General features: G+C 50.7%; 19 protein-coding genes and 2 pseudogenes. 8 read left to right on the top strand and 13 right to left on the bottom strand.

Annotation, left to right across the window (positions count from 1 at the left end; all coding sequences use genetic code 11):
• Nucleotides 1-25: 25 nt before the first annotated feature.
• Nucleotides 26-313 (top strand): annotated as a pseudogene (locus HW443_RS13890) (transposase); the annotation flags it as partial.
• Nucleotides 314-348: 35 nt separating this feature from the next.
• On the opposite strand, the gene HW443_RS05530 reads toward HW443_RS13890, so the two are convergent.
• A complete protein-coding gene (locus tag HW443_RS05530) occupies nt 349-867 on the bottom strand; it encodes a YHS domain-containing protein (protein ID WP_176237973.1) in 519 nt (172 codons plus the stop codon).
• Between the two features lie 443 nt (nt 868-1,310).
• On the opposite strand from HW443_RS05530, the gene HW443_RS05525 reads away from it, so the two are divergent.
• Both HW443_RS05525 and HW443_RS05520 read left to right on the top strand, forming a co-directional pair.
• Nucleotides 1,311-1,787 carry a hypothetical protein gene (locus HW443_RS05525; RefSeq protein ID WP_176231677.1) on the top strand — a complete coding sequence of 159 codons (477 nt, stop codon included), beginning with the start codon at nt 1,311-1,313 and terminating at the stop codon, nt 1,785-1,787.
• 20 nt (nt 1,788-1,807) lie between these two features.
• Nucleotides 1,808-2,131 (top strand): hypothetical protein, encoded by a 324-nt coding sequence (locus tag HW443_RS05520; RefSeq protein ID WP_176231678.1) that lies wholly within the window; start codon nt 1,808-1,810, stop codon nt 2,129-2,131.
• Between the two features lie 417 nt (nt 2,132-2,548).
• On the opposite strand, the gene HW443_RS13305 is transcribed toward HW443_RS05520, so the two are convergent.
• The 5 genes and pseudogenes from HW443_RS13305 to HW443_RS05505 all read right to left on the bottom strand — a co-directional run bounded on the left by HW443_RS13305 (nt 2,549) and on the right by HW443_RS05505 (nt 6,568).
• Nucleotides 2,549-2,671: a hypothetical protein gene (locus HW443_RS13305; protein WP_258189875.1), complete on the bottom strand. Its 123-nt coding sequence runs from the start codon at nt 2,669-2,671 to the stop codon at nt 2,549-2,551.
• Between the two features lie 14 nt (nt 2,672-2,685).
• The gene (locus HW443_RS05515; protein WP_258190461.1) at nt 2,686-3,216 is read right to left on the bottom strand and encodes a LuxR C-terminal-related transcriptional regulator; all 531 of its coding nucleotides are present in this window, start codon (nt 3,214-3,216) and stop codon (nt 2,686-2,688) included.
• Between the two features lie 91 nt (nt 3,217-3,307).
• Nucleotides 3,308-3,490 (bottom strand): annotated as a pseudogene (locus HW443_RS13655) (histidine kinase); the annotation flags it as partial.
• 957 nt (nt 3,491-4,447) lie between these two features.
• Nucleotides 4,448-5,005 carry an amylo-alpha-1,6-glucosidase gene (locus tag HW443_RS05510; protein ID WP_176231681.1) on the bottom strand — a complete coding sequence of 186 codons (558 nt, stop codon included), beginning with the start codon at nt 5,003-5,005 and terminating at the stop codon, nt 4,448-4,450.
• Between the two features lie 9 nt (nt 5,006-5,014).
• Nucleotides 5,015-6,568, bottom strand: coding sequence for an amylo-alpha-1,6-glucosidase (locus tag HW443_RS05505; RefSeq protein WP_176235843.1), 1,554 nt, complete (start codon nt 6,566-6,568; stop codon nt 5,015-5,017).
• Between the two features lie 304 nt (nt 6,569-6,872).
• Here HW443_RS05505 and HW443_RS05500 point away from each other — a divergent pair, with 304 nt between their 5' ends.
• Together HW443_RS05500 and HW443_RS05495 are read left to right on the top strand one after the other, a co-directional pair.
• Nucleotides 6,873-7,172, top strand: coding sequence for a type II toxin-antitoxin system RelE family toxin (locus HW443_RS05500; RefSeq protein WP_176237972.1), 300 nt, complete (start codon nt 6,873-6,875; stop codon nt 7,170-7,172).
• Nucleotides 7,169-7,429, top strand: coding sequence for a type II toxin-antitoxin system Phd/YefM family antitoxin (locus HW443_RS05495; protein ID WP_176235845.1), 261 nt, complete (start codon nt 7,169-7,171; stop codon nt 7,427-7,429). The genes HW443_RS05500 and HW443_RS05495 overlap by 4 nt, the downstream gene beginning before the upstream one ends.
• Before the next feature lie 161 nt (nt 7,430-7,590).
• Here HW443_RS05495 and HW443_RS05490 read toward each other — a convergent pair whose 3' ends face one another.
• Nucleotides 7,591-7,728, bottom strand: coding sequence for a hypothetical protein (locus HW443_RS05490; protein ID WP_176235846.1), 138 nt, complete (start codon nt 7,726-7,728; stop codon nt 7,591-7,593).
• 335 nt (nt 7,729-8,063) lie between these two features.
• On the opposite strand from HW443_RS05490, the gene HW443_RS13885 reads away from it, so the two are divergent.
• The 3 genes from HW443_RS13885 to HW443_RS05475 all read left to right on the top strand — a co-directional run bounded on the left by HW443_RS13885 (nt 8,064) and on the right by HW443_RS05475 (nt 9,668).
• Complete coding sequence (locus HW443_RS13885; RefSeq protein ID WP_176235847.1) at nt 8,064-8,192, top strand: transposase; 129 nt, start codon at nt 8,064-8,066, stop codon at nt 8,190-8,192.
• Nucleotides 8,193-8,559: 367 nt separating this feature from the next.
• On the top strand, nt 8,560-8,994 hold the full coding sequence (locus HW443_RS05480; RefSeq protein ID WP_176237971.1) for a helix-turn-helix domain-containing protein: 435 nt from the start codon (nt 8,560-8,562) through the stop codon (nt 8,992-8,994).
• Nucleotides 8,979-9,668, top strand: a complete 690-nt coding sequence (locus tag HW443_RS05475; RefSeq protein ID WP_176237970.1) for an RNA-guided endonuclease InsQ/TnpB family protein — start codon at nt 8,979-8,981, stop codon at nt 9,666-9,668. The genes HW443_RS05480 and HW443_RS05475 overlap by 16 nt, the downstream gene beginning before the upstream one ends.
• Before the next feature lie 117 nt (nt 9,669-9,785).
• On the opposite strand, the gene HW443_RS05470 is transcribed toward HW443_RS05475, so the two are convergent.
• The 6 genes from HW443_RS05470 to HW443_RS05445 form a co-directional block, all read right to left on the bottom strand.
• Nucleotides 9,786-10,043 carry a DUF2933 domain-containing protein gene (locus HW443_RS05470; RefSeq protein WP_176235797.1) on the bottom strand — a complete coding sequence of 86 codons (258 nt, stop codon included), beginning with the start codon at nt 10,041-10,043 and terminating at the stop codon, nt 9,786-9,788.
• A 205-nt stretch (nt 10,044-10,248) separates the two neighbouring features.
• Entirely contained in the window at nt 10,249-10,449 is a 201-nt protein-coding gene (locus HW443_RS05465) for a hypothetical protein (RefSeq protein ID WP_176235798.1), read from the bottom strand.
• Nucleotides 10,450-10,512: 63 nt separating this feature from the next.
• A complete protein-coding gene (locus tag HW443_RS05460) occupies nt 10,513-12,813 on the bottom strand; it encodes a heavy metal translocating P-type ATPase (RefSeq protein ID WP_176237969.1) in 2,301 nt (766 codons plus the stop codon).
• Nucleotides 12,814-13,242: 429 nt separating this feature from the next.
• Complete coding sequence (locus tag HW443_RS05455; RefSeq protein ID WP_258190458.1) at nt 13,243-13,911, bottom strand: HAD-IC family P-type ATPase; 669 nt, start codon at nt 13,909-13,911, stop codon at nt 13,243-13,245.
• Nucleotides 13,850-14,560, bottom strand: a complete 711-nt coding sequence (locus tag HW443_RS05450) for an HAD-IC family P-type ATPase (RefSeq protein WP_176237967.1) — start codon at nt 14,558-14,560, stop codon at nt 13,850-13,852. The genes HW443_RS05455 and HW443_RS05450 overlap by 62 nt, the downstream gene beginning before the upstream one ends.
• Nucleotides 14,557-14,853 carry a heavy-metal-associated domain-containing protein gene (locus HW443_RS05445; RefSeq protein ID WP_176237966.1) on the bottom strand — a complete coding sequence of 99 codons (297 nt, stop codon included), beginning with the start codon at nt 14,851-14,853 and terminating at the stop codon, nt 14,557-14,559. The genes HW443_RS05450 and HW443_RS05445 overlap by 4 nt, the downstream gene beginning before the upstream one ends.
• Nucleotides 14,854-14,954 lie beyond the last annotated feature (101 nt).

Here is a 14,954-nt window from a genome sequence, read left to right as displayed (position 1 = left end):
CGACCGATTTCATATCCTGAGCCACATGGCCGAAGCGGTAGATACAGTTCGTAAGCAAGAGCACCAACTCTTGAAGAAACAAGGGGATGAGACCCTCAAGGGAACCAAGTATCTTTGGCTTTATGGGCAAGAAAATATCCCCCTGAGGCGTAAGGAAGAATTTGAGCGTCTCAAGAGCCTGGATCTCAAGGTAGGGCGGGCCTGGGCCATCAAGGAGAACCTTAGGCGTCTTTGGGACTGCCCGAGTCGAGAGGAGGCTACCCAATATTGGAGAAGATGGTTTTGGTGGGCTACTCACAGTCGTCTGGAGCCCGTGAAGAAGGTTGCTTACCTGATTAAACGACATCTTCATAATGTCTTTAGCCCTTTTATAACATCCCCAGCATTTTCTTTCAGTGTGTCTGCCACTGCAATGAATCCCATGAGCTTCTTTTCTCTGGCAACAATCATCACCGTATTTCCCTTTTCTTCAAGGTCAGAGATGATTGCCTCTTTATTTTCGTATGGTATGCCTCTGTCTTTCATAAGTCTTCTATTGCCGATTAAAATCTCCTTGCCTTCGTACACCACCATAACGCCATGTCCCGGAATAGCCTCAAATGTTTCATAATCGGGCCTGCTCAGTCCCATCATATTTGCCCTTTTTATTATGGCCTCAGCCAGTGGATGTTCAGATCCCTTTTCCGCAATGGCTGCAATCATCTCCTCCATCTTCGGCATGCGGCTAATAAAAGATTCTGGATTTTTATCAAAGTCTTCTTTGCATGCCTTTGAACAGAAATAATAAGTGATGCCTTTGTATGTGGATGTGGCAACAGCATCCTTATCATCAATGACCATCTTACATACAGGGTCTGTGACCTTCATCCTTTTTCTCCCTTATTAAATTCCCAATAGAGCTGGTCCAGGGGGTTATCCAGTCTGCATAAATCCGACCCTCTCCACGATAGCGACAATTTATCCTCTCGGTGATATCGCCATCATACGTTTGCAGTATGGATATGCCCCCCACTCCTATAATCTAGGGTAGCCGACCTGTCAAGAGCCCAAAAGTAGAATCCTGGGAGGATCGACCATTTCCCAGCGATTTTCCTACTCTCTGGAAATTTGTGACATATGTCCCTACGAATAGAGGACAGGCGACTCTACTCAGAAATAAGCTGCGAGGCTATAGTTGGGAGAGAAAAAGTCAGGTGATGGCTCTTGCAGAGAATAAAGGAGCAGAAGGGAGGTGAGAAAGAAGAATACGGGGGAGCGGATTATTATTGTCCCGGACAACTTTAAAAGCCACAAGGCGGAAAGGAGGAAATATGGAGGATATTTTCCACGCAATCATATCAGGTGCGCATGTTTTTTCTGGATATATAGTAATTCTTGCTTTCCTATGGGTATTTATTGAGCTTGTTGTTGCTGGCGAAAGAGCTAATATTACCAGGCTACAAGGCGCCTCTTTTGTAGGCACAGTTTTCCTAATTATAACTTGGCTGGTGGGTGGCTATCTCTATAGGGTGCCTTATGGACCGGTCAAAGAACTTATCAAAGGCGGTCCGTTTCCCTGGGCTCATGAGATTATTATGGAGTGGAAAGAGCATGCCTTCCTCTTTTTGCCATTTGTGGGGTTTTCTATCGCCACCATACTTTCCAAAGTGGGTGACCGAGTTGCTAAAGAAAGTGGACTGAGGCGTCTTGTTTTAATCCTCGTTCTTCTTCTGCTCCTTCTGGCGGCTCTTATGGCAATCACGGGTGTCATTGTTGCTAAAACAGGAAGGCTAGGACTAATAGAATGAATAGAATGAAAGGAGATAACATGGAGGGTGAAAAAGCGAAGCTTCCAATCTCAGCGCTTTTTGCTACTAACATTGCTATCGGGTTCGTGGTAGCGATAACCATTCTGGCAATCATCTTTCCCGCTTTTAAAGCTTTCCTTGGTGCCATATTATGGCACCATTGGGTAGCAAAGGGCATTCTCATGACCATTGTGTTTGTGGTAGTACTTCTTCTATCTTTTTATCTGGGCTTTTTTAAAGAACCCACAGAAAATTCATTGGCAAAACATATAATTTTTACCATCGGTGTAATTCTTGCCGGAGTTTTTGCCATGTTTTTCCCGTGGCTTATTATTTATCACTAAATTACCCCAGGTACAAGCGTTAACGGGTTTGTTGCAGAGGTGCAGTAGTTTCGGATTAAGCTAAATTCTCCTGCTAAAGAGGCCCTTTGGGGCCATTCTGACAAAATGGTTGAGAGGGGCCTTTTCTTTAGGCTTATAATCTGAGATGTGAAAGAAAACAATATATTTCAGATAGATGACAGTCAGATTCGCCAGAGGGTCAGCCGGCTCTCCCAAGAAAGGGCTCAGTTGGAGCAAAAGGTCTTGAAATTGAGCCCCATGATGGAGGGCTCCCTGCTTAAAAGTTACGATTAAGGAGTTCCTCAATTTCTACAAGCCTGCCGGGGCGCTATCCGGTAAAACCACCCTGGCGATACTGATCTGGCTAGTGGCCTGGGTCGTACTGCATAGTCGGTGGAAGGACAAGGAGGTCAACTTTCAGGGGATCTTCACCTGGACCCTCATCCTGATCGCCTTGGGCCTGGTGGGCACCTTCCGCCCTTCTTCGAGCGCTTCGAGTAGTCGGGCCACGTAGACAAATAACTGGGGCCTCAATCCCACACCCAGCCCATGTTTCAGTCTTTCGACAGGTACTCGTCGAGGTGGTGGTGGATAGCATAGGCCGCGGCTTCGGTGCGGTTGGCCATGCCCAGCTTTTGCAGGACAGTGCTCACGTAGTTACGAACTGCTTTGTGACTGAGAAACAGCTCCTGGGCGATCTCCCGATTGGTCTTGCCCTCAGCAAGCCGGGCCAGAATCTCCAGCTCCCGCTCCGTCAGGACCCGAAAAGCTGTTTCGGGTCTTGAGTGCTCCGCCTCCCGTACTCGCTGCAGTACCTTGGGCGTGAGTGTGGGATCCAGCACTGCTTCGCCGCGCCCTACTCTCTCGATAGCCCGTACCAGGTCGTCGCTGTCAATTTGTTTCAGAACGTACCCAGATGCCCCGGCAGCGATGGCATCAAATAGTCGCTTGTCCTCTGCGTAAGAGGTGAGCATGATCACACGTGTCTCGGGCCAGCGGGCTGTGATGTCCCGGCAGGCATCGATGCCGCTGTGGCCCGGCAGACGGATGTCCATCACCACCACTTGGGGCCGCAGACGTTCCACCACCTGCACCGCCTCGTCGGCCGTTGCCGCCTCCCCCACCACCTCCCGCCGGGGCGGACGCAGGAAGTAAGGTGTGCGGGCGCATATTCACCAAGGCGTCGGCAAGCACTCCCATCGAGCGGTCCAGGCTAACTGCCGTCGGATGGCTGTTCCCCAACCAACGCCGGGCCTTCTCCACCAGCAGGCCAGCGGCGTATACCGACTGCATGGTGTGATCGTGCAGCTCCCGACCGATGCGCTCCCGCTCATTGGCCAGACTCTGCGCGTACTGCATTGCCCCGATGCGCTGGTCCAGTTCCACCTCGAACACTTCCAGAGCACGTATCATCGCTACCGTGAGTACCAGCCCGACCAAAGAGCGTAACACCTCCACCGGCACGCCCAAAGCACGGAGCAAGACCTCTTCATTGAGCCACGTCGCCGGGAAGAAGGACCCCGGCGGCCCAACTAACCCACCCACTACGGCATACGCTCCTAGCGCCAGGCCAGCGATGCGCAGCGTACGTACGATGTGCGGAAGACGCAAGGGTGCGATGCATTCTAAGGTATATCGGCGCAGACCATAGGCCGCTACGAGGCTCCCGGGAAAGCCCAGAATATAGCCCGCCCAGATAGCCGCGTTTCGCTGCCAGGTCGCCAGGTCCGATGCTAGAGACAACCCAATCACAAACGGTCCCAACGTCCAACCCAGCAGCACAAGTGCCGGTAAAGCTTTTAACCATAGCCTCCGGCCGGTCGGTGCCAGGAGGGCCATCCCGAATTGGAACAGGCAAGCAAAGGAGAGAGCCACCAGGAGCACCTGGGCCACTTGCAACATCCGGACGTAAAGCTCCGACAGGTAGGTAGCCTGGATAGGGATGAAAATTAACCCCCACTCGTGCAACCCGTGACTAATGCCAAAAGCTGCCAGAAAGGGGAGCGAACGTGCCAGTTCCAGACGACTGTAGCGGCGCGATTGCAGAGCGATGGCCAGGCCCAAGACAAAGAATACCTGGCCGCAGACCGACAAGACAACAACCTCGTTAGTGACAAAGAATGTCCGCAAGTCGTTGATCATGACACTTATACTGGAAGATACTACCCTGGTACTGCCCTTTTACGGCTATGCCCCCTACCTCCATACCTAATATAGCAGATCTGTCAAAGGCTCAAAAGGAGGATCTTGGGCGAGTACACTGATATTAACAAACAGATGATCCACAACCAGATCCAAAACGGTGAGCTAGAATAATTAGCTTTTCTCTTCTAGCACTATCTCTAACCTGGGAGGAGCTTTCAGCAATTTAACCTTACCATCTCTCACCTCCAGACTCAGCCTGGAGGAGCCCATAGGAACTCCCTCCAAACGAAGAGAGGTTATCCCGCTGGGCAACACAGGGGCAAGAATGAGCTTGCCTTGAGGTAGATTAGGCTCCAGACCCAGAAGACTTCGGATAAAAAGAAGGGTGGCTCCCGCAGCCCAGGCCTGAGGACTGCAACTGGTAGGGTATTTCACGGGAAAATTATGCTCCTGGCGCTCCATTCCCACAAATAACTCAGGCAGGCGGTAATCGAAAAAAGAAGAAGCATCCAGCAAAGCGGCCAGTATCTTTTGGGCTTCATCCATAAAACCGTATTTTCTCAACCCCCACACGGTCAGAATGTTATCGTGAGGCCAGATGCTGCCGTTGTGATAAGAGACCGGATTGTAGCCTCGACAGGAAAGCCCCAAAGTGCGCACACCCCAGCCACTGAACAGTTCCTCACTCACCAGGGTGGCAGCAAGCAGCGGCGCTTTGTCTTCCTCCACAATCCCGCTCTATAGAAGGTGACCCATATTAGAGGCGAGGGCGTCCACCTTGTTTTTATCTCCATCCAGGGCTAGAGCAAAGAAGCCTTTCCCATTCTTATCCGATATCCAGAAATCTAAGTTGAAACGTCTCTTTAGACTGGCCGCTTTGGCCCGAAGCCGGGCTGCCTCTTGCGGCCTGCCAAAGTCCTCCCACAATTCTGCCATACGCAGCCAGGCATCGTAGACATAGCCCTGTACTTCACAGAGAGCGATGGGCCCCTCGGCCACCTTGCCATCAGCAAACTGAATAGCGTCATCGGAATCCTTCCATCCATTGTTCCGCAACATGCCGACTCTTGCAGTACTGTACTCCACATAGCCGTCCCCATCTTTATCACCCCACTCCTCTATCCACCTTAAGGCAGACTCCACTTGAGGCAAGAACTCCTGGATTATCCGCTGATCTATTCCCCACCGATACATCTCACTCAGAAGAACCAGAAAGAGAGGAGTGGCATCTACGGTGCCGTAGTATACCTCTCGGGGACCTCCCCCAAAATAAGTAAATCCTCTGTGCCGGATCTCATGGGGGATCTTTCCTGGCTCCTCTTCTGAGGACTCCTCTGTCTGTTGCCCCTGATATCTGGCCAGACCTGTCAGAGCTCCCAGCGCCATCTGGGAACTCAATATCAGGCTCTGGTAACCGGTGATCAAACTGTCCCGACCGAAGACGGCCATGAACCAGGGGCTGCCTGCTGCGGGTATCGCCAGGCCCCCGACTTCATCCTCGAAGATCCGCAGTGTGGCCAGATCTGCAGCGCTCTGCCTGTAGAGGTAGTTGAGAGCGTCACAGTCGCTGAAGAGTCTGGGAATTGAATTCAACCACTGTTGGAGAGCCAGACTTGAAGACACTTTTTCCTTTCCGAAGTGATCACAGCCCCAGCGAGGAGGTCTTTCTTCTTCGCCCACCAGGGTGTATACATTCAAACAGGTGTGCCAGGATTCCCGAGGCTGAAGAATAAAGGAAAAAGAGGCCCCAGACGGAGACAAAACAGCAGTCTGAGAAAAGGAGAGATGGCATCGACGAGGGCGGTCCCCCTCTTGAGAAGCAAACTCAACCCAATTTTCCTCACATAAGATATACTTTTGGGCACCATTATGGCGAAGATGTGGAGCCGTCTTGACCTGAAAAATATGGGCGAAATCTGCTTCAAGCAGAAGATCCAGAGTAAGCCTTACCGGTTCTTTGCCGTAACTGGTAATCGTGAAATCCTCATGTAGACCATCACCCACAAATCGGTCCCGCACCATAACCAAAGAGTCGACCGGAATGGCAGCAGCGGGTTCATTCGAACTATCCATGGGAAGTTCGGGGTTAGAAAGATAGAACCGGGCAGAGAAAGGGTCGACGACCTGGGAGGAAAGCAGCCTCAGCGGACTTCCGTTCAACTTTAACTCCAGCCGGGAGAGGAAACGGCTATCCTCAAAGAAGAGTCCCTGACCGGCATCCCTAACCACATCTCCGGAAGAATCGGAAATCATAAAAGTGGATCCGTAAATTACAGTGATCAACTCTGCCATTTTGCTCTCCTTTTTCTGATTGAGGTCAGACTGATTTCACTTCTTTTTTCCTCAGAGCACACGCTCCCGTTAATTTTACCTCATTCTTACCAGGAGTATGAAGAGATCAAATAGAACCCCTGGGCCTACCTCCTCATGGATAACATTTGGAGGCACCCTTTACTTTTTCCCGCTTGACAACAGGGGTTGCATTACATATAGTCAGTCCTAATTTCACCGATTGTCATACTATAGAAAGAAAAGGTAATATCATAACAAGCGCCATGGGCCGACTGGCCAACGTATGTGCGAGGAGTTCACGGGATTGCCGTACCATATCGAGTATTCGCCTGAAGCAGAAGAGCATCTGCGTACACTGCCAGCCAGACAGCAAGCGATTGTGTTAGATGCTGTGGACAAACAACTGTTACACGAGCCAACGGTTGAAACGAGAAATCGTAAGCCGATGCGCCCCAATCCATTGGCTCCCTGGGAGCTCCGCATTGGCAATTTGCGTGTATACTATGAAGTAGAGGGAGAAACCGATCCAACAGTGTCCGTCAGAGCAGTGGGCGTTAAGGAACGTAATCGAGTCCGTATTGGGGGTGAGGTGATTGAGCTATGAAAACAGTAGAAATGACACAGGCAACTGCTAGCCTGGCTGAGTACGCACGCCAGGTAGGCCTGGAGCCAATTGTGGTCACAGTCAAGGGGAAGCCGATAGCTGCTGTCGTGGCGATTGAAAATGCAGATATGGAGACCGTCTCATTGAGTACCAATCCTCAATTTCTTGCTCTCATTGAGCGGTCACGTGCACGCCAGCAAGCAGAGGGCGGAATATCCAGCGAAGAAATGCGGCGTCGGCTGGGGCTTGGCCAGTAAACGGCGCACAATATCGATTGTGGGCTAACACCAAATTTTGCCGCTTCGTTATAGCGACAGCAACAAGTTTTGATATTCTCTATATCTGGAATACTGGATGTAGAAGACCTTGTCCTTGCTGAAATATCGGAAGACTGGCCATCCGCGTCTTGGGGACTTGCTCAATACTCATTCAACTGGCGCGTCTCTCTTCCCTTGGGCAGACCAATTTTCATCTCGGGTACATCTTCAAATTCATCCCAGTATCCGGCCATATCGTGATCTTCCACAAACTTAGCGAACTCTTCTTCGTTCGTCAATAAGTCATTGAATTCCACAGTCTTATTATCGATATCGTATGTATCCTTGTCAATATCCAAAATTGGAGCGGGAGATTTCGAAAGACAAGGGGTAGAACTCAGTCCTACAAGAATCAGGCTCAAGTCAGAGTGGTATCAGCCAGGCTCAGAGGACCATTAAAAGTAATGGCCCAGGGGAGGTTGGTAGGCTTTCCATAAAAGAATCACGCAATTCCCCTGACGACTTTAGTCGTCAGGGGAATTGCGTAGCCTCCTTTCTTTAAATATTTGCCTTGACGGTTTGCCAGACAATATGATATATTTATGTATATGATGAATGGTAGATATGAACTTTTATTAGCTATGTTTATAACATTACCTACCACCTGCTATGGTGTCCGAAATATCGCCAACAGGCTCTGGTTGGTGATGTCACTACCGCCCTTGAAGATCTTATCAGACCAAAGGTTAATCAGATAGGGTGAGGGTTGGGGCACTTGAGATTAGCTCTGACCACATTCCCATCTTGGTCTTGAGCAAAACGACTTTGCCAGTTCATTACACTGTCCAGGAATTTGAGGACTTTACTTCTCCGGAGCTGCCTAATAGGTAGGAGCATTTGAGAAAGAAACTGCCTACCCTTTGGCCGAGAGGCTATTATGTTGGAACGGTGGAATTTGCTAGGGATAGGGCAGTCAAAAATTAGGTTGCCAGTCGGAAAGGTCAGTAGATGATAAAAGTCTTCAAATACAGGCTTTATCCAACTAATTCGCCATGATGGGGCCATCACCCGTGAACCATGAAAATATGGGCTATAAAGTGACCCTCGAACCCTTGGAGGCTGCTGCATGATTGAAGGCCTATTTTCTAGGTAAAAAACAGACTGGCTCCCTTGCCTTTCAACTTGAGGGACACCGATATCTTTACAATCAAGCTCTTGCTCAGAGAAAAGAGCTTTACCAACAGACTGGTAAAGGCATTGGCTATACTGATCAGGCCACAGCTCTGCTTCCAAAATTGAGGAAAGAGAATCACCAGCTTGCCTTTTGCAACTATAGTTCTCTCCAACAAACCCTGAGGCGGCTGGATAAGGCCTTTAAAGCCTTCTTTGCTAGAATAAAAGCTGGAGAAAAAGCAGGAGAACCTCGTTTTAAATCGGCGGAGAGGTTTAACACCATATTCTATGGTGTTCTTGGTAATGGGTGCGAAATTAAAAAGGATCGCCTTTATCTTCAAAATGTTGGCTACCTAAAGTTAAATGGCACAGGTCGATGGAGGGTAAAGTAAAGACTCTTTCCATTACCCGTAGAAACAACAGGTGGTATGTTTCTTTTGTGGTCGAAACTGAACCGAAACTTTTGCCCAAAACCGGGAAGGAAATAGGTATTGATATGGGACTGCAAGCCTTTCTTACCACCAGCGATGGACAACAGGTAGAGGCTCCTAAATACTTCAGGAGCTCTGAAAGACAACTGGCCAAAGCTCAAAGAAGATTGTCTCGTAGAAAGAAAGGGTCTAATCGCAGAAAGAAGGCCCGCCTTCTTGTGGCCAAAGCCCATGAAAGAATTACTAATCAGAGACTTGATTTTTGTCATAAAGTGACCTGCTCTCTTGTTCAAAGATATGATGGGTTTTTTGCAGAAAACCTCAATATTAAAGGGATGGTTCGCCATAGATACCTTTCTAAAAGTGTCTCTGATGCTGCCTGGGGCATGTTCCTGAGCATACTCAAATCCAAAGCTGAAAACGCTGGGAGAAGGTATAGGGAAGTTAGCCCCAATGGAACATCTCAAAGATGTTCGGGCTGCGGAGAGACGGTCAAAAAATCTCTTAGTACGAGAATACACAGGTGTCCTTTCTGTGGCTTGCTCTTGGATAGAGACATTAACGCCGCAATAAATATTCAAAGGCTTGGACGGAGCCTTCAGGGAGGGGCTGCAACGGCAACCCCGTTGAACTGAGAAGCTGCCTGCTTTAGCTGACAGAGTCGTCACAAGTCCTTACTTCAAGAGATCCGATGCGGAAAAGAATTGGATACATTTCTGAGCTTCTCCCTTTCTAAGAAGGTGGCAACTGCTCTATAAGGCGTCAGGCCTGTTTACATCGGTCTCTCTTTTTGCCGGCTCCGGAGCAGGCTCATGATGCCCACCATGCCCCATGCCTCTCATGAGAAAAATATGAGCAAGAGGACAGAGTAGAATCAGGGCAAAGAAAATCAAACTGCTCATGGGTATGCCAAAAACCAGCAAACCCACAAAGAGAGCCACCGGGATCAGACAGCACAGAATCATGAAGACAAGGTGTTTGTTACTCATCTTATGCTCAGTCTGGGACAATATCTCCTACTTCCCCTTTGTTTTACGGAAAACTCCTGGATTGGGCAGTTTAAGGTCATGCCCAGGACCAAATTCAGCACCCTTCACTACAACGAGCAACTCGCGGAACCATAAACCTCTTCACTTAATCAACCCCCTTCTGTATAGATTATGCCAATACTCCCCATGGGCATATATTTTATGTTATACCTCTTTGTTCTGCCTGTCAAGGCATTTTGGGATAGATAGTCAGGGGAAATCCGAACATTTCACTGAAGAGGGCCACAATAAAGGCAGTGAAAGCGCCGAAGGAGCGCCACTCCACCTTCCTTCGGGGAGCCAGAAAACTGAGCACAAAAAGGCCGAAGAAAAGGACGCTAAAAGCAACTACCCCCCACCATCCGTAATCGTAACTATAATTGTCCATTATTTCTTGTCCTCCTCCTTATAAGAGTGAAGACGCCACGCCCCCTCTTAATCGCGGCCAAAATCATGATGCTATACCCACTCTCAGGCGCTTGAGCAGCGCCGAGTTGACGACCACCGAGAGGCTGGAGAGCGCCATGGCCGCCGCAGCGATCATTGGGTTCAACAAGCCGAAGGCAGCCACTGGGATGGCGCTCGCGTTATAGAAGAACGCCCAGAAGAGATTCTGCTTGATCTTGCGCATCGTCGCGCGGCTTAACCGGATGCTGGTGACCACATCCCGCACCTCGTCTTTGATGAGGATAATTCCACCCGTCTCTTTCGCCACATCGGAGCCAGACCCAATGGCAATGCCAATGTCCGCAGTAGCCAGCGCCGGCGCGTCGTTGATCCCGTCGCCAACCATCGCTACCACTTGACCGGCATCTTTGAGCTTCTGGATCTCTTTGGCCTTATCGCCCGGCAGAACGTTGGCGATCACCTTCTCGATGCCCACCTGGCGTGCAATCGCCCGCGCCGTTCGCTCGTTGTCGCCCGTCAACATTACTACTTCAATACGCTCTCGCCTCAGCATGACCACGGCCTCAGCCGCGTGCCCCTTGCGGGTGTCCGCCACCGCGATTATCCCAGCCAATGCCCCGTCCATGGAGAGCAACATGGCGGTCTTCCCGGCCTCTTCAAGCTGGACGATCCGCGCTTCCGTCGCGGCGTCTAGGGGAATTCCGTGAGCGCTCATCAGACGACGATTGCCCAGCAAGACTACCCGGCCCTGGACTTGCACACACACCCCCTGCCCGGCCACGGCTTCAAAGTGCTCGGGATCCGGGATTGATAGCAAGCGCATTTGGGTATGACGCACGATCGCCTGGCCCAGTGGATGCTCCGAGCCTTTCTCCGCTGCTGCTGCCCAGCGCAACAGCTCGTCCGCCGTTAGACCTGAGGTGAGAGGCATCACATCAGTCACGGAGGGCTCGCCCCGCGTCAGGGTGCCGGTCTTGTCAAACACCACGGTCGTCAACTTCTGGGCCCGCTCGAGATACTCCGCCCCCCGGATCAAAATCCCGGCCTCGGCCCCCTTGCCCACGCCGACCATCAGGGCCGCCGGCGTCGCGATGCCCAGCGCGCAGGGACAGGAGATGATCAGCACCGCGATGAAGGAGAGTAGCCCCAGCGGGAAGTTGCCCGCCAGCCACCAGCCGACCAAGCTCAGCACAGCGATGCCCACCACCACTGGGACGAAGTATGCCGTGACCCGGTCGGCGATCCGCTGGATCGGGGCGGTGGAGGTCTGAGCTTCTTCCACTAACTTGATGATCTGATTGAGCGTCGTTTCCGCGCCCACACGCGTCGCCCGGAATTTGAAAGCCCCATGCTTGTTGAGCGTCCCACCGATGACTAAGTCCCCAGGCTGCTTCTCGACCGGCAGACTCTCCCCGGTGACCATCGCCTCGTCTATGGCAGAAGACCCTTCGATGACCTCACCGTCGGTGGGGATCTTCTCGCCCGGACGGACGGCGACGGTCTCGCCCACCATAATGAACTCCGCAGGCACTTCCACCTCCTGGCCCCCGCGGATCACCCGGGCTGTGGCCGGACGCAGGTCCATCAACTTACGCACGGCGGCTGAGCTCCTCTTCTTTATGATCTCCTCCATGTATTTGCCCAACAGAACAAAGGCGATGATCACGGCTGAGACCTCGAAATACACCTCCCGCTCGGCCACGGCCACGGGCAAGACCCAGGGGAAGAAGACGACCGCGACGCTGAAGAAGTACGCCACAGATGTGCCCAGCGCAATCAGAAAGTCCATATTGATGGAGCGGCTCTTGATGGCTTGAAAGGCCCCTTTATAGAAACTCCAGCCGCCGATGAACTGCACCGGTGTGACCAGGATCATCATCCAGGCCCCCCAGGTGAACCAGGGGAGCCAGGCGATCGGAGCCCAGGTGACGACCATGGCGCCGCCCGCCAGCCCGAGGAAGACCCCGGCCCGTAAGATAGCCAGGATGACCACACCCGTGAGAGCGATGGTGACCCGCCGCTTGAGGCTCTTGAGCTCTTGCTCCGGAGATTCAAAAGTCCGTTTGCAGCTCTCGCTGCAGAAATAATATGTCCGGCCCGCGATTTCCGTCTTCAGCGCCGTAGCCTTGTCCACGACCATGCCGCAAATCGGATCTTTTGCCATCCCTTGAGCCCCCGGCATCGGCACCCGCCTCCGCGCCGACTTCAGGATGGCCGCAGGGTCAGCATCAAACTTCTCCTTGCAACCGACCGCGCAGAAATAGTAAATCGTACCGTTATAGACGGACGTGGCGGCCGCTTCTTCCTCCGCGACGTCCATACCGCAGACAGGATCTTTTGGCACAGCAAGCCTCCTTTGCTCACCTGGTTGTGTCTCCCATTTATTAGTTGACTGTCAAACAGAAAAAAGATAGGTTCACTCCTAAGGCACCCCATCAAGGCATCTCAGGCGCAGCTCATGCCTTCGATTTGCAGCACTATTTGCTTACTCTTCTCTCTTCCTTTCATTATTCTGTTCCTCTCACCATGTTCATATCAAAGCCTTGATCTCTAATAGAGCTGGTGCAGAGCCTTATCAAATCTGTTTAAATCGGATCCTCTCCAGGGGGAACGATGACTCATCCTCTGGATCATGTCGCCACCATACTGTCCGTATTATGAGTATGCCCCCCATTCCTATACTACAATATAGCAGACCTGTCAAGGGGCCAAAAGTAGAATCTTGAGAGGATCGACCGGCGAACATCACCTGATGAGGATTAACCCTACACTTTCATTTCAATAGCCTTAACCCGTTGACAATCACTATAAGAGCACTTGCTTCATTGGCGCGCCTGACAATGGCCTCGGCTAAGGGATGTTCAGAGCGGAATTCCACCGCACCTGCTAATGCCAATAATTTTTCTGTATCCAAATTATTCAACGGCAAAATATCAGTAACCGTAGGCCTTCCAATGGTAAGGGTCCCCGTTTTGTCAAAAGCAATGGCCCTTAGTTTTTCAGCGACCTCCAAATAAGCTCCCCCCTTAAACACGACTCCATTTCGAGCCGCATTGCCGATGGCTGCCACCACTGTTACAGGTACAGATAGGGCCAGCCCGCAAGAGCAGGAGACCACAAAGACTACCAGGGCCCGGTAAAACCAGGCTGTCCATTCTCCCCCAAAAAATAAAGGTGGGATGATGGCCACCCCCACACCCAATATAAACATTGCGGGAGTATAGTATTTGCCAAACCTCTCCCCGAAGCGCTGGTAAGAAGATTTTTTCGCCTGGGCCTCTTCCACGGAATGGATAATCCTGGCAAGGGTGGTATCAGAGGACTTCTTGGTTACCTCTACTTCAAGAGAGCCCCTTTGGTTGATCGCTCCCGCAAAGACCTCATCCCCCGGTTTTTTTCTCCACGGGTATAGATTCGCCCGTAATCGGAGCTTGATCGACAAAGGAGGAACCAGAAATTACCCTGCCGTCTACTGGGATCTTCTCTCCGGGACGAATGATAACTACATCTCCAAGGCCAATCTCATCTGTGGGCAAAACAATTTCATTTCCGTTTCTTCGTACCAGTGCTTCTTTGGGAACAAGCTCCATTAAGGCTCTAATTGCTCCCCTTGCTTTATTCACTGCATAAGCCTCCAGAACGTTTCCCAAGGAGTAGACAAAGACCAGAACTGCAGCCTCTTCCCACAGATCAAGACCAACGGCTCCTATGGTGGCAACGATCAGGAGGGCATTTATATTCATAGTCAGAGTTCTTATAGCGGAGAGGCCGGCCTTTGCTGGATAGTAACCCCCGATGATAATAGCTGCGATATAGAAGATATGGGTTATCCTTTCGGCTACCCCAAATTTACCCAGGAGAAAGGCCAATACGGTCAGGGAGCCACAGGCAAAAAGGAAGGTCATCCGCTTTTCTTTCCACCAGGCCTTTGCTTCTCCTTTTTTCTCTCTTGTTGAGGAAGCCTTCATCCCGGTTTCGGCAATAGCCTTAATCAGGTCCTGGACAGAAATGAGAGAAGGTTCGTAGGATACTTTGAGTTGACCACTCATAAGGTAAATCTCAAAATTATTAATTCCCGTTAAAGACTTCATCTTCTTTTGATGATTTCAGACTCATCAGGACAATCCATACCCTCTATATGGAAAGTTATGGTCTTAAATGATTCCTCAGTCTGCGCAGAGTAACCCAAGTCTTTGATGGTTTTGATTATTGCCTGATCATTAAGCTGAGGAGTCTCAGATACTACCTTAAGTTTTGAAGTGACAAAGGACACCTCAGCCAGTTTGACCCCGGGGAGCTTGGAAACTGCCTTTTCAATCTTTAAAGCACAGTCGGTACAGTCCATATTTTTGATTGTAAACAATCTCGCCCTGTGCCCGTTCATCCTTTATGTCCTTTCTGGAATGATCCAAACCATAGACCTGAGAGAAAATGAATATCTTTTAAATTTAAAAGTGAGCAGTTGTTCATATATCATCAAAAAAT

The sequence above is a fragment of the Candidatus Hakubella thermalkaliphila genome, assembly GCF_013281975.1.
In the GTDB taxonomy this organism is placed as follows: domain Bacteria; phylum Actinomycetota; class Humimicrobiia; order Hakubellales; family Hakubellaceae; genus Hakubella; species Hakubella thermalkaliphila.
This window is presented reverse-complemented; position numbering and strand designations above follow the sequence as displayed.